Source organism: Dokdonia sp. MED134, assembly GCF_000152925.2.
Taxonomy (GTDB): domain Bacteria; phylum Bacteroidota; class Bacteroidia; order Flavobacteriales; family Flavobacteriaceae; genus Dokdonia.
In genome coordinates this window covers 1,157,814-1,178,694 of the sequence record NZ_CP009301.1, presented here as the reverse complement: position 1 = coordinate 1,178,694, position 20,881 = coordinate 1,157,814, and the positions used below count along the sequence as shown (strand labels likewise).

General features: G+C 37.8%; 21 protein-coding genes. 14 read left to right on the top strand and 7 right to left on the bottom strand.

Annotated features, from left to right (window positions below; all coding sequences use genetic code 11):
* Positions 1–98 precede the first annotated feature (98 nt).
* From MED134_RS05215 to MED134_RS05165, 11 genes are all read left to right on the top strand, one after another.
* Positions 99–911: an outer membrane protein assembly factor BamD gene (locus MED134_RS05215; RefSeq protein WP_021778415.1), complete on the top strand. Its 813-nt coding sequence runs from the start codon at positions 99–101 to the stop codon at positions 909–911.
* Positions 912–922: 11 nt separating this feature from the next.
* Positions 923–1,261, top strand: a complete 339-nt coding sequence (locus MED134_RS05210; protein WP_021778416.1) for a DNA-directed RNA polymerase subunit omega — start codon at positions 923–925, stop codon at positions 1,259–1,261.
* 4 nt (positions 1,262–1,265) lie between these two features.
* Positions 1,266–2,471, top strand: a complete 1,206-nt coding sequence (coaBC, locus tag MED134_RS05205; protein WP_021778417.1) for a bifunctional phosphopantothenoylcysteine decarboxylase/phosphopantothenate--cysteine ligase CoaBC — start codon at positions 1,266–1,268, stop codon at positions 2,469–2,471.
* Positions 2,468–3,358, top strand: coding sequence for a DUF4835 family protein (locus tag MED134_RS05200; protein WP_021778418.1), 891 nt, complete (start codon positions 2,468–2,470; stop codon positions 3,356–3,358). Before coaBC ends, MED134_RS05200 begins: the two co-directional genes overlap by 4 nt.
* A gap of 109 nt (positions 3,359–3,467) precedes the next feature.
* The gene (recN, locus tag MED134_RS05195; RefSeq protein ID WP_021778419.1) at positions 3,468–5,120 is read left to right on the top strand and encodes a DNA repair protein RecN; all 1,653 of its coding nucleotides are present in this window, start codon (positions 3,468–3,470) and stop codon (positions 5,118–5,120) included.
* Between the two features lie 90 nt (positions 5,121–5,210).
* A complete protein-coding gene (locus MED134_RS05190) occupies positions 5,211–6,038 on the top strand; it encodes an enoyl-ACP reductase (protein WP_021778420.1) in 828 nt (275 codons plus the stop codon).
* Between the two features lie 108 nt (positions 6,039–6,146).
* Complete coding sequence (locus MED134_RS05185) at positions 6,147–7,163, top strand: glycosyltransferase (RefSeq protein ID WP_038600935.1); 1,017 nt, start codon at positions 6,147–6,149, stop codon at positions 7,161–7,163.
* A gap of 9 nt (positions 7,164–7,172) precedes the next feature.
* On the top strand, positions 7,173–8,117 hold the full coding sequence (locus tag MED134_RS05180) for a hypothetical protein (protein ID WP_021778422.1): 945 nt from the start codon (positions 7,173–7,175) through the stop codon (positions 8,115–8,117).
* Positions 8,118–8,119: 2 nt separating this feature from the next.
* Positions 8,120–8,719, top strand: coding sequence for a dephospho-CoA kinase (gene coaE, locus MED134_RS05175; RefSeq protein WP_021778423.1), 600 nt, complete (start codon positions 8,120–8,122; stop codon positions 8,717–8,719).
* Positions 8,720–8,789: 70 nt separating this feature from the next.
* Complete coding sequence (locus tag MED134_RS05170) at positions 8,790–10,373, top strand: sensor histidine kinase (RefSeq protein WP_038600932.1); 1,584 nt, start codon at positions 8,790–8,792, stop codon at positions 10,371–10,373.
* 1 nt (position 10,374) lies between these two features.
* Positions 10,375–11,085, top strand: coding sequence for a response regulator transcription factor (locus tag MED134_RS05165; protein WP_021778425.1), 711 nt, complete (start codon positions 10,375–10,377; stop codon positions 11,083–11,085).
* A gap of 48 nt (positions 11,086–11,133) precedes the next feature.
* Here the strand turns inward: MED134_RS05165 and miaA are convergent, their stop codons facing one another.
* Genes miaA through MED134_RS05130 form a run of 7 tightly spaced genes read right to left on the bottom strand, consistent with a single transcriptional unit; the run spans position 11,134 to position 18,179 of the window.
* Positions 11,134–12,087, bottom strand: a complete 954-nt coding sequence (gene miaA / locus MED134_RS05160; protein WP_052084272.1) for a tRNA (adenosine(37)-N6)-dimethylallyltransferase MiaA — start codon at positions 12,085–12,087, stop codon at positions 11,134–11,136.
* Positions 12,038–12,898, bottom strand: a complete 861-nt coding sequence (locus MED134_RS05155; protein ID WP_021778427.1) for an ion transporter — start codon at positions 12,896–12,898, stop codon at positions 12,038–12,040. Before MED134_RS05155 ends, miaA begins: the two co-directional genes overlap by 50 nt.
* A gap of 39 nt (positions 12,899–12,937) precedes the next feature.
* Complete coding sequence (locus MED134_RS05150) at positions 12,938–14,317, bottom strand: exonuclease domain-containing protein (RefSeq protein ID WP_038597170.1); 1,380 nt, start codon at positions 14,315–14,317, stop codon at positions 12,938–12,940.
* A gap of 59 nt (positions 14,318–14,376) precedes the next feature.
* Positions 14,377–15,024, bottom strand: coding sequence for a YggS family pyridoxal phosphate-dependent enzyme (locus MED134_RS05145; RefSeq protein WP_021778429.1), 648 nt, complete (start codon positions 15,022–15,024; stop codon positions 14,377–14,379).
* The gene (locus MED134_RS05140; protein ID WP_021778430.1) at positions 15,024–16,244 is read right to left on the bottom strand and encodes a DUF1015 domain-containing protein; all 1,221 of its coding nucleotides are present in this window, start codon (positions 16,242–16,244) and stop codon (positions 15,024–15,026) included. Before MED134_RS05140 ends, MED134_RS05145 begins: the two co-directional genes overlap by 1 nt.
* A 29-nt stretch (positions 16,245–16,273) precedes the next feature.
* Entirely contained in the window at positions 16,274–17,161 is an 888-nt protein-coding gene (locus MED134_RS05135; protein ID WP_021778431.1) for a 3-hydroxyacyl-CoA dehydrogenase family protein, read from the bottom strand.
* A 58-nt stretch (positions 17,162–17,219) separates the two neighbouring features.
* On the bottom strand, positions 17,220–18,179 hold the full coding sequence (locus MED134_RS05130) for a Gfo/Idh/MocA family oxidoreductase (RefSeq protein WP_021778432.1): 960 nt from the start codon (positions 18,177–18,179) through the stop codon (positions 17,220–17,222).
* A 181-nt stretch (positions 18,180–18,360) separates the two neighbouring features.
* Between MED134_RS05130 and MED134_RS05125 the strand changes: the two genes are divergently transcribed.
* Genes MED134_RS05125 through MED134_RS05115 form a run of 3 tightly spaced genes read left to right on the top strand, consistent with a single transcriptional unit; the run spans position 18,361 to position 20,844 of the window.
* On the top strand, positions 18,361–19,002 hold the full coding sequence (locus MED134_RS05125) for a protein-L-isoaspartate(D-aspartate) O-methyltransferase (RefSeq protein ID WP_021778433.1): 642 nt from the start codon (positions 18,361–18,363) through the stop codon (positions 19,000–19,002).
* Positions 19,003–19,060: 58 nt separating this feature from the next.
* Positions 19,061–19,678, top strand: coding sequence for a recombination mediator RecR (recR, locus tag MED134_RS05120; RefSeq protein WP_021778434.1), 618 nt, complete (start codon positions 19,061–19,063; stop codon positions 19,676–19,678).
* Between the two features lie 35 nt (positions 19,679–19,713).
* The gene (locus MED134_RS05115) at positions 19,714–20,844 is read left to right on the top strand and encodes a glycosyltransferase family 2 protein (RefSeq protein WP_021778435.1); all 1,131 of its coding nucleotides are present in this window, start codon (positions 19,714–19,716) and stop codon (positions 20,842–20,844) included.
* Positions 20,845–20,881: the final 37 nt, after the last annotated feature.

The window sequence follows — 20,881 nt, the reverse complement described above, 5'->3', positions numbered from 1 at the left end:
ATAAATACTAGGGTAAAAGCGTTTATTTTTGGGCTACATTAATTAAGTTATGTTATGTGATTGATTTTACGTAATTTTGCCTGCTGTTTTTAACCCTTATGAAGAATATATTTTTCCTACTAGTTGCAGTTGTTTTATTGAGCTCTTGTTCGGCGTATCAAGATGTTCTTAAAAACGATGATATAAAAGCAAAGTACACATTTGCAGATTCCTTGTATTCTCAAGGTAAATACAAAAAAGCCTTAAAGCTTTGGGAGCAGATTGTGCCGCTATACAGAGGACGCCCACAAGCAGAGCGTGTGTCATATCTTTATGCGAATACATTTTATGAGCTAGGAGATTATTACCAAGGAGGGTATCAATTTGAACGTTTTGTAAAATCTTTTCCTCAGAGTGAGAAGAGAGAAGAGGCAGCTTATAAAAGTGCAGAGAGCTATTATAATAGATCACCTAGATTTAACTTAGATCAAGGCGATACATACATAGCAATGGGTAAACTTCAAGATTTTATAAATCAGTATCCAGATTCTGAGCGTCTAGATGATGCAAATGCTAAGGTACAGGAGCTTAACCAGAAGATAGAGCGCAAGGCTTACGAGATAGCAAAAGGATATAATAAAATAGGAGAGAGTAGAGGTACATTTCCAAACGCGATAAAAGCGTTTGATAACTTTTTACTAGATTTCCCAGGGTCTAAGTATCGTGAGGATGCTTTGTACTGGAAGTTTAACTCTACTTATCAACTAGCATTAGGAAGTGTAAGACGTCGTAAGGCAGAAAGACTTGAGGATGCAAAAGAAGCATATAATGCCTTAGAGAAGTATTTTCCAGAAGGAAAGTATAGCGAGCAGGCAGCAGAAGAAGTAGCAGCTGTAAATGAAGCGCTGCTAGCAATGGAAACTTTAAATTAAAGAAGAATATTATGAATATTAAGGACTTAGACGCACCTTTAAGCACAACTACAATTGACAAGAATCTTGTAGATGCCCCTACAGATAACATCTATGAGGCAATTTCTATAATTGCAAAACGTGCTTCACAGATCAATACTGAGATCAAAAAGGAGCTTTCAGAAAAACTAGATGAGTTTGCTACATTTAATGATAGTCTTGAAGAAATCTTTGAGAACAAAGAGCAGATAGAAGTATCTAAGTTTTATGAGCGTCTACCTAAAGCTCACGCACTAGCAGTGCAAGAGTGGTTAGAAGATCGTATTTACCACAGAGATCCATCTGTTACTGAAGAAAAAAGTAACGACTAGATAGATGTCAGTATTAAGCGGTAAAAAAATACTTTTAGGAGTAACCGCTGGCATTGCAGCATATAAAAGCGCCAGTCTTGTGAGAGCATTCATAAAGGCTGGCGCTTCTGTGCAAGTAGTAATGACAGAGAAGGCAAAAGACTTTGTTACTCCGCTCACATTAAGTACACTCTCTCGTAATGAGGTACACTCATCGTTTACAATTGAAGGTGATGATAATGCGGTGTGGACAAATCACGTGGAGCTTGGGCTGTGGGCAGACCTTATGGTTATAGCTCCTGCAACAGCAAACACGCTTTCAAAAATGGCAAATGGGGCTTCAGATAATTTGCTGCTAGCCACATACCTAAGTGCAAAGTGTCCTGTGTATTTTGCTCCAGCAATGGATCTTGATATGTATATCCATCCTTCATCTACAAATTCTTTTCAGAAACTGCAGTCTTATGGTAATGTAATGATAGAGGCTACCAGTGGTGAACTTGCTTCTGGTCTGGTAGGTAAAGGACGTATGGCAGAGCCAGAGGATATCGTGACATTTATTGAGAATGATGTAATGGGTAAGTTGCCTCTAAGAGGTAAACGTGTGATGATTACAGCAGGACCTACTTATGAAGCAATAGATCCCGTACGTTTTATAGGAAATCACAGTAGTGGTAAGATGGGATGCGAGCTTGCTTTAAGAGCAGCAGACCTGGGTGCGACAGTAGATCTTATACTGGGACCTAGTGCTATAAAAGTAAATCATAGTTTAATTACAGTACATAATGTAGTCTCTGGTGAGCAAATGTATGATGCTGCACACGCCGTATTTGATAAGGTAGATGTAGCAATCGCAGCAGCAGCAGTGGCTGACTATAAGCCAGCGCAAGTAGCAGAGGAGAAGATCAAGAAAAAAGACACTTCGATGCAAATAGACTTAGTAAAAACTAAGGATATTCTTGCATCACTGGGAACTATTAAAAAAGATCAATATCTTTTAGGCTTTGCATTAGAGACTCAAAATGAGTTAGAAAATGCAAAGAAAAAGCTCGAGAAGAAAAATCTTGACGCGATTGTTTTAAACTCTTTGCGAGATAAAGGTGCAGGGTTTCAGACCAAAACCAATAAAATTACGTTTATTGAAAAAGACGGTTCGGTTACGGAGTATGATTTAAAGACTAAAGCCGAAGTGTCTATTGATATATTTGATAAAATAGCCGAAAAAATATGATGAGAGTACTTACATTCTTAGTGGTTTTATGTTGCTCATTTAACCTTGTAGCACAAGAGCTTAATGCAGTTGTGATTATCAACGCAGAGCAAACTAATAAAGCAGATTTACAAGTTTTTAAAACTTTAGAACGCTCACTTACGGAGTTTATAAATACTACTAAGTGGACAGATAAACGTTTTAAGCAACAAGAGCGTATAGACTGTTCTTTTAATGTAATTATTACTCAGCAGGATGGTAACAACTTTCGCGCAAGCGTACAAGTAGGAGCATCGCGACCTGTTTTTGGTTCTAATTATGATACGCCTACTTTTAACTTTAACGATAAGCAGTTTGATTTTGAGTACACAGAGTTTCAGCCGCTTATTTTTAACCCTAATACGTTTGACTCAAACTTAGTTTCTGTAATTGCTTTTTATGCTTATACTATCATAGGTATGGATGCAAATACGTTTAAGCTTAATGATGGTGATAGATATTTTCAGCTTGCAAAGCAAATAGTTACAACTGCGCAGCCTAGTAGTGAGACCGGATGGAGTCCTCAAGACGGGTCACAGTCTAGATATAGATTAAATGAAGATTTACTTTCTCCTAATTTTAGAGAGTTTGCAGGTATAATGTATACGTATCACCGTACGGGTCTTGATTTTATGGGTGAAGATAAAAAGCGTAGTAAACAAACACTTGCAACTACCTTATCTCAATTTAGGTCTATGTATAACAAGAGGCCTAATAATTTTTTAACCCGTGTATTTTTTGATACTAAGGGGGAGGAGATTGCTTCTATCTTTTCTGGGGGTCCTTCTGTAAATGTAAAATCTCTTGTAGAGGTGCTCAATCAAGTTGCACCAACTAAATCAAATTACTGGAGACAAATCACATTTTAATAGTATATAATAAGGACAATCCTTAATTTTAAATTCCCGTATAACGGGAATTTTTTGTTGAGTATTACATCTCACTTTGTGCGTTTATTTTAACTAAATCTAAAAATCATTGCTTACTTCCCTTTCTATAAAAAATTATGCACTTATTCAATCTGTACAATTACAGTTTGATAAAGGGTTTACTGTTATTACTGGAGAGACAGGTGCTGGTAAGTCTATATTGCTAGGAGCACTAGGTCTTATTACGGGTAAAAGAGCAGATATGTCTAGCGCAGGAGATGCGTCTCAAAAATGTGTAGTAGAGGGTGTTTTTGCTATAAGTGACTACCACCTCAAAACTTTTTTTAAGGCTAATGATCTCGATTATGATGCGTCTACTATTATAAGAAGGGAAATTTTACCTTCTGGAAAAAGTAGAGCCTTCATAAATGACACGCCGGTAACACTATCACAACTTTCCACACTGGGCGCTAGGCTAGTAGATATACATAGCCAGAATAAAACACTGCAAGTGGTTGAAAATGATTTTCAATTTGAGATGATTGATACGTTCTCAAACAGTGTGGCATTATTAAAAAAATATAGAACGGCTTACACTCAGTGGAAGACTTCAAAAGCGGCCCTTGTCGAACTTTTAGAAAAAAAGAAGCAAGCCCAGCTAGAGTATGATTATCAATCTTTTCTTTTTACAGAGCTTGACGAGGCAGCATTAAAGGTAGGAGAGTATGCAGAGATAGAAGAGGAGCTTAACACACTAAGCAATGCAGATGAGATTATGCAGCAGCTGGCTACAGCTGTGCAAAATGTATCTCTAGAACAAACTGGAGCTATAGATCAACTTGCCGCAGCTAGAGCAGCGCTGGGTAGACTCAATAGTTATGGTACTCAATATACAGAATTGTATGAGCGACTTAATAGTACACTACTTGAACTAGAAGATATAGGAGAAGTACTTAGTCAGGTTTCTGATAATGTAGATGCAGACCCACTTACACTAGAACGACTCAATACTCGTATGCAATTATTGCACTCGCTTATTAAAAAACATCAGGTAGGAAGTGTAGAAGAACTTATTGAGATACGAGATAGACTAGATAATGATCTTCAAGATATCGCAGGGGTAGATGATAAGATAGAAGCGCTAGAAGCTCAGATACAATTAGAAAAGGAAAGTGCATTTGCACTGGCTTCTCAGTTACATAAAGATCGTGCTGCTGCAATACCACACCTTACCTCACTAGTAGAAAAACTACTTGTTGAACTTGGTATGCCTAATGCACAGTTTGCAGTTCAGTTAGATTCTCAAGATACTCTTACAACAACTGGAACAGATAACTTAGAATTTTTATTTTCGGCCAATAAGGGTAGTGATCTAAAACCTTTAGGTAAAGGAGCCTCTGGCGGTGAGCTCTCTAGAGTAATGCTCGCCCTTAAGTCTGTTCTTAGTAAACATAAACAATTGCCTACACTTATTTTTGATGAGATTGATACCGGTGTGAGCGGAGATATTGCAGTAAAGATGGGAGCCATCTTGAAAAAAATGGGGCGTACAATGCAACTTGTAAGTATCACCCACTTACCGCAAATTGCGGGTCAGGGTGCTTCACATTTTAAAGTGTACAAGAAAGATACAGATGAGCGTACGCAAACCTACATAGAACGACTCAATGAGGATGAACGTATTGTAGAGATAGCAGCTATGCTAGGTGGTGGGCAACACAGTGACGCGGCAATTGCTCACGCAAAAAATCTACTAAACTAGTGTGATTTAAGCAGAAACCACGATATTTACACCTCCATAACGGCGCAGGCCGAAAACCTAACTAGAATACATCAAACCATTACTGTTATTATGAGTTATAACTTACTTAAAGGAAAACGCGGAATTATTTTTGGAGCATTAGATGCAAATTCAATCGCTTGGAAAACAGCAGAGCGTGTACACGAAGAGGGAGGATCTTTTGTACTTACTAACGCACCTATCGCTATGCGTATGGGACAGATTAACGAGCTTGCAGAAAAGACAGGGTCAGAGATTATTCCTGCAGATGCTACATCGCTAGAAGATCTAGAAAACCTTGTTACAAAAGCACAAGAAATACTAGGAGGTAAGTTAGACTTTGTACTACACTCTATCGGGATGTCTGTAAACGTACGTAAAGGGCGTGCTTATACAGATCAAAAATATGACTGGACACAAAAAGGTACAGATGTATCTGCAATGTCTTTTCATAAAGTAATGCAAACACTCTACAAGCAAGATGCTATGAATGAGTGGGGAAGTATCGTAGCCCTTACCTATATGGCAGCGCAGCGTGTATTTCCAGATTATAACGATATGGCAGATAATAAGGCATACTTAGAGTCTATCGCACGTAGTTTTGGATACTTTTATGGTAAAGAAAAGAACGTACGTGTAAACACAATATCACAATCACCTACACCTACTACGGCAGGTCAAGGAGTAAAAGGTTTTGACGGTTTTATCGCTTATGCAGAGAAGATGAGTCCGCTAGGTAATGCTACGGCACAAGACTGTGCAGATTATACCATCTCACTATTTTCAGACCTTACAAAGCGTGTAACAATGCAAAACCTTTATAATGACGGAGGTTTCAGCAACACGGGAGTAAGTAATGAGGTGATGGACGCTTTTATGAAAGCCGAAGGACACGAATAAACTTTAGTACGCTTTCGCGAAAGCGGAATCAAACCCATACCAACCACCGTCTATATGTCGGTGGTTTTTTATTGCCTAGCCTTTAGGGATGTCTTAGCTTTGTTTTATATGCAACTTTCATATTCATTTATTATTCCCGTTTATAATCGACCAGATGAGGTGGCCGAACTACTTGCTAGTTTTGACCAGCAAGAAACCGCTATTCCTTATGAGATTGTAATTATTGAAGATGGCTCTAGCTTACCTTGTAAAGAAGTAATAGATGCTTACCCAGATCTTGATGTTACCTATTTAACAAAGCCTAACTCAGGCCCAGGGAGTTCTCGCAACTATGGGATGGAGAGAGCGAGAGGTAATTATTTTATCATACTAGATTCAGATTGTATGTTGCCTCCACAGTATGTTGAGGTGATGGATAAGCAGTTAAAGGAGCGATATGTAGATTGTTTTGGCGGTCCAGATGCGGCACATCCAGACTTTTCTAACTTGCAGAAGGCTATAAGTTATAGTATGACTTCATTTTTTACCACGGGCGGCATACGCGGCGGAAGTGAAGATACCGGAAAATTCCAACCTCGTAGTTTTAATATGGGATTGTCTAAAAAGGCTTTTCAAGCTAGTAAAGGTTTTGGAGATATTCATCCCGGGGAGGATCCAGATCTCGTATTGCGATTATGGGATCTAGGTTTTAAAACGGCGCTTATACCAGAGGCTTTTGTCTATCATAAACGTCGTATCTCTTGGAAAAAGTTTTACACTCAAGTTCATAAATTTGGACTAGTACGACCTATACTAAACGCGTGGCACCCTAGTACAGCAAAGCTTACTTATTGGTTTCCTACTTTGTTTATCGTAGGTCTAGCTGTAAGTTTACTCGTAGCATTGTTTGGTAATACGATACTACTCAAGTTTTACGCATTGTATGTTGCGATTATTTTTGTGCATTCAAGTATTATAAATAAAAGCCTCGTTATAGGTTATCTAAGTATTGTTGCAACCGGTATTCAGTTTTATGGCTACGGTACGGGTTTTCTGTCTTCTACAATAGAAATAAAATGGCTAAGACAGCTTCCGCGAAAGCGTTATCCACATCTTTTTTTTAGTACATTAGAGAACCAAAAGTAACCACCGTATATGTTGAGAGGAATTAAAATAAACAGCGTGAGTGCAAGAGAGTTTTTATTCTTCTTGCTGTTTACTACTATCATTGCTGGCCTCATAAAATTATCTAAAACATATAAAACGCAATTTGAGGTAGCCATAGAAGTGGTAGATGTCCCTATAGACCGAACGGTACAAGAGTTAACACCTAGCTATGTAAAAGTAAGTGCAGAAGGTTCTGGTTTTTCCTTACTTACAAATGCTATAGAGGAGCCTACATTAAAAGTGTCTTTTACAGAGCTACAGAGCGTAGAGTCTCATATGTATGAATATACAGTAACAGCTAGATCACTTTCACAAAAAGAAGTTGTAGATAATGAAGGAGCTGTACTTGCAATCGTTCCTCCTCAAATACGTATAGCTGTAGATTCTGTAGCGTCAAAGCGTATCCCAGTACAATCTAATGTTGCCGTTTCTTATAAAACAGGTTATGGAGCAAAAAGTAAACTACGTATCGAGCCAGATAGTATTACCATAGTGGGCCCAGCGACTTCTATAACATCAATCAAAGAAGTTTTTACAATAGGAAAAGAACTAATGGAGGTAGATAAAAAGATAGCGCAAGAAGTAGCACTATCTACTCAAGAGCTGCCACAAGATGTGCGGTTGTCACAAACTGCGGTAAATGTAGTACAAGATGTAGCTAAGTATACAGAGGGTAAAATTGTAGTGCCTATTACCATACTTAATGATCTAGATACGCAGGTTAAAATATTGCCCAAAACTGCAGAAGTAAGCTATATAGTAGAACTCGAAAATTTTGATAAAATCACCCCGTCAGATTTCCTTGTTACCTGTGATTATGAAAACGCTTCAGATAATGATGCTTATTTACCGCTCAAAATAGCAAAGGCACCTGCTACCGTAAAAGTTGCGAGACTTATAAACAAGCAAGTAAAGTTTATTGTAATTAATTAGTTATGATAGTAGTAGGTATTACAGGCGGCATAGGAAGCGGTAAAACGACGATTGCAGGTTTTTTTAAAGAATTAGGAATACCTGTTTATATTGCAGATGACGAGGCAAAACTCCTTATGAACACAAGCAAGGAATTGCAAAGGGAGATCATTAACCTTTTTGGAGAAGAAGCATATAGGGAAGGTTTACTTAATAGGCCTTATATAGCGAGTAAGGTCTTTAACTCAAAAAAAATGCTATCTAGACTCAATGCTATAGTACACCCTGCGGTTAGAAAACATTTTCAAGACTGGGTTGCCGCTCAAAATGCAGCATACGTTATGCAAGAGGCTGCAATTTTATTTGAAAACGGGGGATATAATTTATGTGACTTTACCATACTTGTAACGGCTCCTTTAAAAGAGCGTATCGCTCGTACTATAAAAAGAGACGGTACGACCGAAAATGAGGTAATTAAGAGAATGAAAGCACAATGGTCTGATGATCGTAAGGCTGCAATGGCAGATGTTGTCGTAGAAAATATAAAACTCGAAGAAGCAAAAAACGCTGTGTCACGCATTCACACTCATATTATGGTGCGTCTAGATAAGGGTTGGGCATAGCATAACTACCGCTTGTTAACATTTGGTTAAACCGAAACCGCCTGAAATGTTAAAATCTTATTTTTGGGTAGTGAATAAAAAACTATTTTACTTATTAATTGTGCTTATGAGCTTGTCGCTCATAGGTATCATATTTGTACAAGGCTATTGGATATCTAGTAGTGTAGATGCTAAGCGTGAGCAATTTAGCTTTAACGCTAAGCAAGCACTATCTGCTGTGGTAGATAGAATAGAAAACCGAGAGCTAGAGGATTACTATTATCCGGTACAGAAAATGGTAGATAGTATTGGGCTTCCAGACGAGTTGTCTTTTGAAGAATACTTTTACATAAATGAAGATCTCGTAAATAATGAGATTACTTTATACAGTAGCGGCATTTTACAAGAAGATTTTAAAATCACAGCGCCAGGAGTTACAGGAGAAGAAGGGGATAGTATAGAGTTTAAAAGATATGCAAACAGAAGATCTACTCAAATCATAAAAAGGGGTAGTGTAGACGGTAATGAAAGTTCAACATCAAATAGAATACAAGAATTTTCTAGATTGCTCGATTACGAGAAATACCAATTTTCTGGAATTGTAAGCGATATAGCAAATAGAATTCCTATACATAATCGTGTTACAGAGGAGGAAATAAGTAAACTTCTTACCATAGAGCTTGTAGAGCGTAATCTAGAAACAGATTTTGAATTTGGAGTATATAGTAATGATCTATTAACAAGAGTACGATCTAAAGATTTTAAGTTTAGAAAGTCTGCACCGGGATATAGCGAGCCTATATTTCTATACGATAAAGACGTAAGTGATTACTCATTATATGTTCAGTTTCCTGGTGAGAAGAAGTTTGTTATCTCTTCTATATTAGGAATGGCAGGGTTGTCTATAATTTTTACACTTATAATAGTGATCGCCTACTCAAGTGCATTACATCAGCTCAATAAGCAACGACAGATATCACAGATTAAGACAGATTTTATAAATAATATGACCCACGAGTTTAAAACACCTATCGCTACTATAAACCTAGCGCTAGATGCTTTAAAAAATTCAAAAATTTCTAGCAGTCCAGAAAAAGTAGCATACTATCAAGGTCTTATAAGAGAAGAAAATAAACGTATGCACGGACAAGTAGAAAATGTACTGCGCATATCTAAACTAGAGAAAAACGAATTAGACATTAATAAAGAGCGTCTCGATATGCACGAGCTTGTAGAAGATGCAAGTAACCATATATTGCTGCTAGTAGAAGATCGAGGAGGTTATATTAATCTTCACCTTGACGCAGAGCGCACACCAGTGCTAGCAAATGAGTCACATTTCACAAATGTGTTAGTCAATATAATGGACAATGCTGTAAAGTATACACCAGAAGATAGAGCGCCAGAAATAGATGTTTATACAGAAAACACAAAAGACTCCATTGTCATAAAGATAAAAGACAAAGGTGATGGAATGTCTAAAACTGTGCAGAAAAAAGTATTTGATAAATTTTACCGTGAGCATACGGGAGATATACATAACGTAAAAGGCCACGGCTTAGGGCTTGCATATGCAAAACGAATAGTAGATGATCACCAAGGTGAAATCTCTGTCGAAAGCGAAAAAGGAATGGGGAGCACATTCATAATCAAATTACCACTAATATCATTATAATATGGAAACTGAAAACAAAAAGATTTTACTAGTAGAGGATGATCCAAACTTTGGAACTGTTCTTAAGGATTACCTTATGATGAATGACTATGATGTCACTCACGCAAAGAATGGAATGGAAGGATTTGAAAAATTCAAAAAAGATGATTACGATCTATGTATCTTAGACGTGATGATGCCTTACAAAGATGGATTTACACTGGCAAAAGAAATAAGAGAGAAGAACGAAGAAATTCCTATTATCTTCTTAACGGCAAAAGCGCTTAAAGAAGATGTTCTTAAAGGGTATAAAGTAGGAGCAGATGATTACCTTAATAAGCCTTTTGATAGTGAGGTCTTACTTATGAAAATTAAGGCAATCATACAGCGCAAAGCGGTAGACTCTGTTGCAGACTCTAAGCAGTTTGAGTTTAACATAGGGAACTTCCACCTTAACTCTAAGTTACGTTTCTTAACATATAAAGAAGAAGAGCCTATAAAATTATCTCCTAAGGAGAATGAATTATTACGTATGCTTGCCCTACACGAGAATGACCTTATGCCCCGTGAGCTAGCACTTACAAAGATCTGGAGAGATGATAACTACTTTACTTCACGTAGTATGGATGTATACATCGCAAAACTACGTAAGTACTTAAAGAAAGATGACGTTGTTGAGATTCTTAACATACACGGAGAAGGTTTCCGTCTAGTCGTTAAGAAAGACGAGTAAGCATTTAATATCTAAAAGATATTAGTGAATTTATAAAACGTACCACTTTTATGAGTGGTGCGTTTTCTTGTTTAAAAATGAAGCGATTTCTTCAAAAGGAGTTTCAAAATCAAACCAGTGTATACTCGTATCTTTACGGTACCAGGTCATTTGTCTTTTGGCAAATCTTCGGGTGTTTGTTTTTATATTCTCTATGGCGCGCTCTAGTGTAACTTTCCCTTCAAAATATTCAAAAAGCTCTCTGTAACCCACAGTGATAAGTGCATTATTTTGCTTTCGCGAAAGCAAACTTTCTACCTCCTCTACAAGTCCATTTTCAACCATAATATCTACACGTCTATTAATGCGATCATACATAATCTCACGGTCTGCCTTAAGGCCTATTTTTATGGTTTGAAAGTCACGAGCAGGTCTAGGTTTATCTCTAAAAGATGAAAATGGCTTACCAGATGACAGGCAAACCTCAAGTGCTCTGATCACTCGTTGTGTATTATCTATATCTACTTGAGAATAATAGGTGGGATCTTTTTCTTTAAGAAGCTTTTGTAGAGCTATTTTTCCGTCTGTTGCTAGTAAAGTTTTAAGGTCTTCTCTTACGCCAGGTTTTACATCTGGAAATTCATCAAGACCATTTATAACAGCGTCTACATACATTCCAGAACCGCCTACCATAACGAGTTCATTATGCATTTTGTGCAAGGTTGTAATCTTTTGTATCGCATCTTTTTCAAAATGGCCTACGCTGTAAGGCTCATCTACAGATAAGTGTTGTATAAAGTGATGGGGCGCCGCTGCAAGTTCTTCTGGCTCTGGTACAGCTGTACCTATGTACATCTCCTTAAAAAATTGCCTACTATCTGCAGAGAGAATCTCTGTATTAAAATGCTGGGCGACTTTTATAGAGAGAGCCGTTTTACCTATAGCGGTAGGGCCTACAATGGCAATAAGATACTTAGAAGTCACGGTCAAGAGAGTTACCGCATTTATGACAAAACTCTGCATCATCACGATGCTTCTTTGCATTACAATTTTGACAGCACTGTGTATTCATATGTACATAGTCTTCACCATCTATTGTAACTTTAGAAGGTTCCATATCCTTTGCATACTCTGCGCTTACGATTCCTGTTGGTACAGCGATAATCCCATAACCTAAAATCATAATAAGGGCAGCTATAAATTGCCCAAGAGGTGTCACAGGTGCAATATCTCCAAAACCTACCGTAGTAAGGGTAACTATACACCAATATACACTTACAGGTATACTTGTAAAGCCACTTTCTTCTCCTTCTACCATATACATAATTGTACCAGCTATGATACAAAGTATAAGCACAGCAAATAAAAATATACTAATCTTTGCTCTAGAGTCTTTAAGAGCTCTAGATAATTTATTAGACTCACCTACGTATCTTGTAATCTTTAAAATTCTGAAGACCCTAAGCAAGCGCAGTGCTCTTACGGTTAATAGCGCATTTGAGCCTATAAAGAAAAAAGCTAGGTATTGAGGTATAGTAGAGAAGAAGTCTATAAGACCGTAGAAGCTAAAAATATAAGTGCCAGGTTTTTTGATAGTAACTATTCTAGCAAAATATTCTAGTGTGAAGAATATCGTGATAATCCATTCTCCTATCTCAAAATAATCGTGAAATCTTGCATCAATACTCTTTACACTCTCAAGCATTACCAGAGCAATACTTGCAAGTATAAGTATGAGTAATACTACGTCAAATAACTTTCCGGCAGGCGTATCTGCCTCATAAATAATATCGTGAAGTTTTCTACGCCAGGGTGATGTACTGTCTTTTGTCACTGTTTGTTGTGCCTATTATGTGATAAATGTACTACTTATCTATGAGTTTGAAATATGCTCTAGGGCAATCACCTTTAATCGCTTGCGACTTCTAGTATACGTTTGTATAATATGCTTTGCATCTCTATTATCAGACATAGGTTCTATAATAGTGTTTAAATAGTCAAGATCGCTTATATCATTGTTATGATCATAAAAACCTATTCCTTTAAATTTCCCATTTTCTATTAATACAAAAGAGCGCTCATTAGACTTACGACCACGATCTGTGATAATCATACTTTTGTTTTTATAGCTATGCTTATCTATAAATTGCTGTACTCGCTTGTTATATGAAGCTGGATCTTCTTTTTCTACACAGGCACCATTACACTTTTCAATCCCATAATTAAAACAACTACCAGATTTTGAATTAAACTGTGTTTTATTCATACACAGGTTGTAGGCAGCAATAATACGTTCCAGACTACTCTTTGCACTCATTGTATTGCTATAGGTAGTAATAGACTCCTTACGTCCATCTGCACGTTCTGTCTTAAGATGTATGTAACCTTGCTGGTCTGTAAAGTGTGTAAGTTGTACCTTAAATTTTGTGCGTCTTAGGGCTCTATTATACTTAGGTTTATAGTGTTTTATAGCATCGTTCTCTTTAAGTAATGCTAGAAGTTCACTTCCCGTTTGTATATAAGTGACACTCTCTACTTCATCTTGTATTTTTTTACTTTTGCGGTTGTCGTTTGTAAAATGCTGGGTAAGCCGCTTCTTCATATTTTTACTTTTCCCAATGTATATAATGGTCTCATTTACATTATGCATAAAGTACACTCCAGTCTCAGAAGGAACAGATTTTATAAGCTCCTTGAGCTTAGTATCCATATGCTTTTTAGGAAAAGAGCGCGTCGCTTTTTTAAAAACTATTTGCTCTGGATCTTTTGATAGTAGTAGTTCAAAGAGTTTTACAGTAGCAATCGCGTCGCCATCTGCACGGTGACGATTAGACATTGAAATACCTAATGCCTTTGTGAGTTTTCCTAAGCTGTAACTGTCGTGCCCTGGTAAGAGCTCTTGTGATAGCTCAACGGTACAGAGTGTTGTTCTATCAAAGTGATATCCTAACCTATCAAACTCTAGACTAAGTATGCGGTAGTCAAATTGTGCATTGTGAGCAACAATGGTACAACCCTCAGTGATTTCTATAATGCGTTTTGCAACCTCGTGAAATTTTGGCGCATTGCGTAACATTTCATTATTTATACCCGTAAGACCTACTACAAAAGCTTGTATAGGTCGCTCTGGGTTTACAAGGGTGACAAACTCATCAACAACTGTCTGCCCGTCAAATTTATAAATAGCTATCTCCGTAATACCTTCTTCGTTGTATTTTCCACCGGTGGTTTCTATGTCTAGTATTGCGTAAATAAGTCTATTGTTTTGCTCGTAAAACGAGTACTATAATTAAATTGTTGTGTGTATAATGGCTATCTAGCGCCAAAAATACTACTCCCCACACGTATCATTGTGCTGCCGTTATCTATGGCTAGTTTATAATCACCACTCATACCTGATGATAAAATGGTGAGATTTGCGCTTTCGCGAAAGCGTAAAAATAACCCTTCTAGCAACTCAAACTCTGCCTGTACCTGGCGTTGATCATCTGTAAAAGTTGCCATACCCATAAGGCCAACTACGTTTACATTAGGATAGTTGTCAAGCTCTTTAGATTGAAAAAGCGAGATAACATCATCTACCGCCATACCAAATTTTGAATCTTCTCGCGCAATTTTCACCTGTATAAGTACATCTATCACACGATCATTTGCAAGGGCTTGTTTGTTAATTTCTTTGAGGAGCTTTATACGGTCTACCGCGTGCACGAGACTTACAAAGGGAGCCATAAACTTGACCTTGTTAGTCTGCACGTGACCTATCATATGCCATTGTATATCTTTTGGCATTTCTTCCCACTTCTCTGTCATTTCTTGGATTTTATTTTCTCCAAAAATGCGTTGTCCAGTCTCATAGGCTTCCATAAGATCTGCTACGGGTTTTGTTTTTGAAACCGCTACAAGTGTTACGTGTGGTGGGATGCTTTCGCGAAAGCGTAAAATATTTTCTGCTATACTCATTAAAATTCGTAAATCGTGACGCCGCTGCGTAGTTTAGGTTCAATATACGTACTTTTTGGTGGCATTTTAAGCCCTGCGTCTGCAATTTCTTTTAAGTCTTCTATGGTGATAGGAAGCATTCCAAAACTCACAACAAACTCTTTACTGTCTACACGGTCTGTAAGGCTTGCGATATCACGCCTCCCGTCTATATATTCTATACGCTTGTCATTGCGTAAATCTGTGATGCCTAAAATAGGTTTTAACACAGTCTCATATAATATTTGAGTATCTAGTCGCTCAAGGGGCGTGTCAAAAGTTCTAAGTTTATGGCGTAAATACAAACTGTAGTACTCACCATCTAGATACATACTAAAGTGGTATTTCTTAGATGGTCTATAAGGTAGCTTTCCTCTGTTTTGAATTCTATAATGGCTGTCTAATGCTATGAGGAAAGCTTCTTTAGTAAGACCGTTAAGGTCTTTTATAAGTCTATTAAACTCATAAATAAGCAACTCAGACTCTGGAATTAAAAAGCTCATAAAGTGATGGTATGTCTCTTGATGCTCTGGATGTCCCTCTGAGAGTAGTGCAGAGGAGGAGGAGCGATGGTGCCCATCTGCAATATAAAGATTACCTAGTTGCTCAAAGGCTTCTTGAAGTGCTGTTATAGTTGAGTTATCTGTAACTGGCCATAAGTAATGTGTGTCTCGGTATGTGGTTGTAAACTCATACTCTGCACGTGTACTCATTACATCTTGTAATATCGCTTTTATGCTAGAGTCATCTTGATAGGTGAGTAGTACAGCCTCTGCATTAAACCCTACCGTCTCAAGATAGTCTTTAAAGAGTAGCTCACGATCTTGCAGGGTGTCTTCGTGCTTTTTTATGACATCATTTTTATAGTCTTCTACAGAGGCGCTTGCCACAATACCGTGAAAGGTGTTCTGGTCTCTATCTACAATCTTATATATGTAAAAAGCAGGTTTATTTTCTTTTATAAAAATGCCATCTTCTTTAAACTCTTGATATCTATTACGTACAAGCTCAAATCGCTGTTTACCCGTAATCTCTTTGTGAAATTTATATCCAGGATTTATAATGTGCAAAAAAGAAAACGGATTACGTGCCATACGGTGATCTCGCCCCTCTTGATCATAAAATTGATATGCACGTGTGGCTACGAGACCTACTTTATCTCTTGTAGGTCGCACAGCGCAGAAGGGGGAGATTTTTGCCATAATATGATGCGTATCTTAGTTATGTAGTATTATGAAAACATTGCGGCTACCCTATCTGCCTTGCGTGATTCTTTATAATCATAAAAACCTTCGCCAGACTTAACACCATACTTTCCTGCACGTACCATATTTACTAGTAATGGGCACGGTGCGTACTTAGGGTTTTTAAAACCTTCATACATTACTTCAAGTATAGATAGACATACATCAAGACCTATAAAATCTGCAAGTTGTAATGGTCCCATAGGGTGCGCCATACCTAGCTTCATCACAGTGTCTATTTCATAAACGCCAGCTACACCATTATATAAAGTCTCAATAGCCTCATTAATCATAGGCATAAGGATACGGTTTGCTACAAAACCTGGGTAGTCATTTACCTCTACAGGTACCTTGCCTAGCTTTTCAGAAAGCTCCATAATAGTTTGCGTGGTTGCATCACTAGTAGAGTATCCTCTTATGATTTCAACAAGCTTCATAATAGGCACTGGGTTCATAAAGTGCATCCCTATAACGAGTTCAGGTCTTTTTGTGACTGCCGCAATCTGTGTGATTGAAATAGAAGAGGTATTTGTGGCAAGGATACAATCATCACCAGTAGCTTCATCTAGCGATTCAAAAATTTTGAGTTTGAGATCGACGTTTTCTGTAGCAGCCTCTACTACAAGTCCAGCATATTCTACACCCTCTTCTAGGTTAGTAAAAGTGGTGATGTTATCTAGCGTTTGTTGCTTTTCTATGGCAGTGATACGCTCTTTTGCAACCATTCTATCTAGGTTTTTTGAGATGGTGTTCATCCCTCTATCTAGTGATTCTTGTGAGATATCTACTAGCTGTACTTTGTAACCGCTTTGAGCAAAAGTGTGAGCAATACCATTACCCATTGTTCCGGCTCCTATAACTGCTATGTTTTTCATAATTGTGATGCTTAGTTTCTTTCCCAGTGGGAAAGGGTGTGTGTTTGAATATGTGTGTTTAAAAATCTGCGATAATCATTTTGGCTACGCGCAGTGCCTCTGTACCTGCCTCAAGTGAGACGATAGGAGTGGTGTTATCTTTTATTGCTTTCGCGAAAGCGTCTAGCTCATCAAGTATTGCATTATTGCTAGGTACCTCTGGATTGTCAAAATATATTTGCTTTTTGAGCCCCTCTGCATTTTGAAGAATCATCGCAAAATCATCTGGATTTTCTGGTGCATCCTTCATTTTTACAACTTCTACTTTTTTCTCTAGAAAGTCTACAGAGATGTAGGCGTCTTTTTGAAAGAAACGAGCCTTGCGCATATTTTTCATAGAGATGCGGCTAGAAGTGAGGTTTGCCACACAGCCGTTTTCAAACTCGATGCGTGCGTTTGCTATATCTGGTGTTTCAGATATAACAGAGACACCGCTAGCGTTTACACTTTTTACAGGGCTTTGTACCACGCTTAATATTGCATCTATGTCGTGTATCATAAGGTCTAGCACAACAGGCACATCTGTACCTCTAGGGTTAAACTCTGCTAGTCTATGCGCTTCTATAAACATAGGGCTCTTTATACCTTCATTTACCGCCATAAATGCTGGGTTAAAACGCTCTACTTGACCTACCTGTCCTAACACATTATGCTCCTTTGCAAGGGCGAGTAATTGCTCTGCTTCTTCTACCGTACTTGTGATAGGTTTTTCTATAAAGAGATGTTTTCCAGCTTTAATTACTTTTTCTGCACTTGTGAAGTGATACGTGGTAGGGGTTACAACATCTACCATATCACAGGCGTCTATAAGTGCTTCTTCACTATCAAATGCTACGTAGCCAAACTCTGTTGATATGGCTTCACGTACCTCTTTTGAGGTGTCGTAAAAGCCTACCAGTTCATAGTTTTCTGATAGTTTAAGAAGTTTTAAGTGTATTTTTCCTAAGTGGCCTGCACCTAGAACGCCAGCTTTGAGCATAGTATATTGTTTTTTACAAAAATAAGGTTTTTAGTTGCTTTTATGACGTCCTGATTTTAGGGTGTGAAGATTTTAAGTAACCAGCTGGTAGCATTGATTTTGAAAATAAAATGGGGTGCTCTTGATAAATCATTTGTGATTGAGAGTGAGTTTTATTGTAAAAAAACTATTTTAGTAACCGATGAAAGACACTACTCGCCACCAAGGAAAACGCCGCCAACTCGTTCAAATATTAAAAGAAAAGGGCATTGCAAATAGTCTAGTACTTAAGGCTATAGGTAAAATACCACGTCACTTTTTTATGGATAGCAGTTTTGAGCATCACGCTTACCAAGATAAAGCGTTTCCTATCGCGGCAGATCAAACCATCTCTCAGCCTTATACGGTAGCTTTTCAAAGCGAGTTGCTAGAGATAGAAAAAGGACACAATGTACTAGAAATAGGTACGGGTAGCGGGTACCAAACAGCGGTATTGTGTGAGCTTGGTGCAAAAGTATATTCTATAGAGCGCCAGCAGGAGTTATATAAAAAGACAAAATTATTTCTCACAAAGCTGGGATACAGACCTCGTTATCTAAGTTTTGGAGATGGTTATAAAGGATTACCAGAATATGCGCCTTTTGATAGTATTATAGTGACAGCCGGAGCGCCATTTGTACCTAAACCATTACTGGCACAACTCAAGATAGGAGGGAAGCTTGTGATACCTGTAGGCGACGACCCGCAGATAATGCATCGCTACATAAGAACCTCTGCAACCTCTTTTGAAAAGAAAGAGTATGGAGAATTTAGATTTGTGCCATTACTGGAGGATAAAAATTAAAGGACGGCTATTGTTCCGAGCCTACTACTTATTTTCTAAAGAAGTATCTTTGCAACCTATGGAATTCTCTTCAAAACTTCTTGAAAACGCAGTCTATGAGATGTCTCAACTCCCGGGAGTTGGTAAGCGCACAGCCTTACGACTTGTGCTGCATTTATTAAGGCAGCCAGAGAACCAGACGCACCATCTTACTGAGGCGCTTAACACGATGCGAGACACCATCAAGTTTTGTAAAAAATGCCATAATATATCTGATGTAGAGTTATGCGAGATTTGTTCTAACCCTAATAGGGATGCATCATTAGTTTGTGTGGTAGAAGATGTGAGAGACGTGATGGCTATTGAGAATACAAGCCAGTATCGTGGCTTGTACCACGTGCTGGGCGGAAAGATTAGTCCGCTGGACGGTGTAGGTCCACAAGATCTTAATATTTACTCCCTCATAGACAAGGCAAAAAGCGGAGAGGTAAAGGAGGTGATATTTGCGTTGAGCTCCACAATGGAAGGGGATACTACAAATTTTTATATTTATAGACAACTGGAGGCTTATGACATTAAGACCTCTACCATTGCCCGCGGTATTTCTGTAGGTGATGAGCTTGAGTATGCAGATGAGGTTACTTTAGGAAGAAGTATCTTACATCGCATACCTTTCGAAAATTCCTTAAAGAGTTAGAAAGTTTATAGAATACTCACTTTAAAAAATCCTGCTTGCAATTATCTATTGTCATTGTAAACTATAATGTAAAAGACTATCTACATCTCTGTTTAGATAGTGTTACTGCTAGCATACAAAATCTAGATGCAGAGATTATAGTCGTAGATAATGCGTCAATAGATGGTAGTGCAGCAATGGTAAGAGACCTGTTTCCTCAGGTTATTCTTATTGCAAATAAAGATAATGTAGGTTTTTCTAAAGCAAATAATCAAGGCGTAGCTGTAGCTCAAGGCGAGTATGTCTGTATTCTCAATCCAGATACGGTAGTGGGTGAAAACACGTTTAATGATGTATACGCTTTCGCGAAAGCGCAACAAAAATTAGGCATTATAGGAGTACAGCTGGTGGACGGAACCGGTAGGTTTTTACCAGAAAGTAAAAGAAACGTCCCTACACTTAAAGTATCGCTCAATAAGATGATAGGTGATGCTAGACATTATTATGCTTCACACCTTACAAACGATGAAATAGGAGAGGTATCTGTACTTGTAGGTGCTTTTATGTTTATGCCTCGTGCAGTTTATGCAGAAGTAGGCGGTTTTGACGAGCGTTATTTTATGTATGGTGAAGATATAGACCTATCATATACAGTATTACAAGCAGGTTATGCAAATTATTACCTTGGGGATACTGCTATTATACACTTTAAGGGAGAAAGTACCGTAAAAGATAAACGTTACAGAAAGCGTTTTTATGGAGCAATGCAGCTCTTTTATGATAAGCATTTGTATAAAAATGTATTTCAACAAACAATAGTGAGACTAGGTCTAAGTATTGCAAAAGGCAAGTCTTGGATTACTCATTTTAAAAACCAAGCGGTCATAAAAGATCATCAAAAAATTAAAGAGTATATCCTGCTGTCTAATAATGATGATCTGGCGAGAAAGTTGTCACAAAGTGTGAAAAAGACGGTAATGACCCAAAACGAGCTATCTACTATAAAGAGCGTTCAAGAAATACTCTTTGATGCCCAGTATACGGGCTATGAGAAAATAATTAAGGAAATTATAACACACGCCAGTAGTGGTGTTTCTTATAAACTAATACCTAAAAAGAGTACTTTTGCGATAGGCAGTAATAGTAGTGAGGGAAGAGGAGAGATAATCACGTTTCAAATAGAATAGTGATTTATTCTCACCATAAAACTGAATAAATTACTAT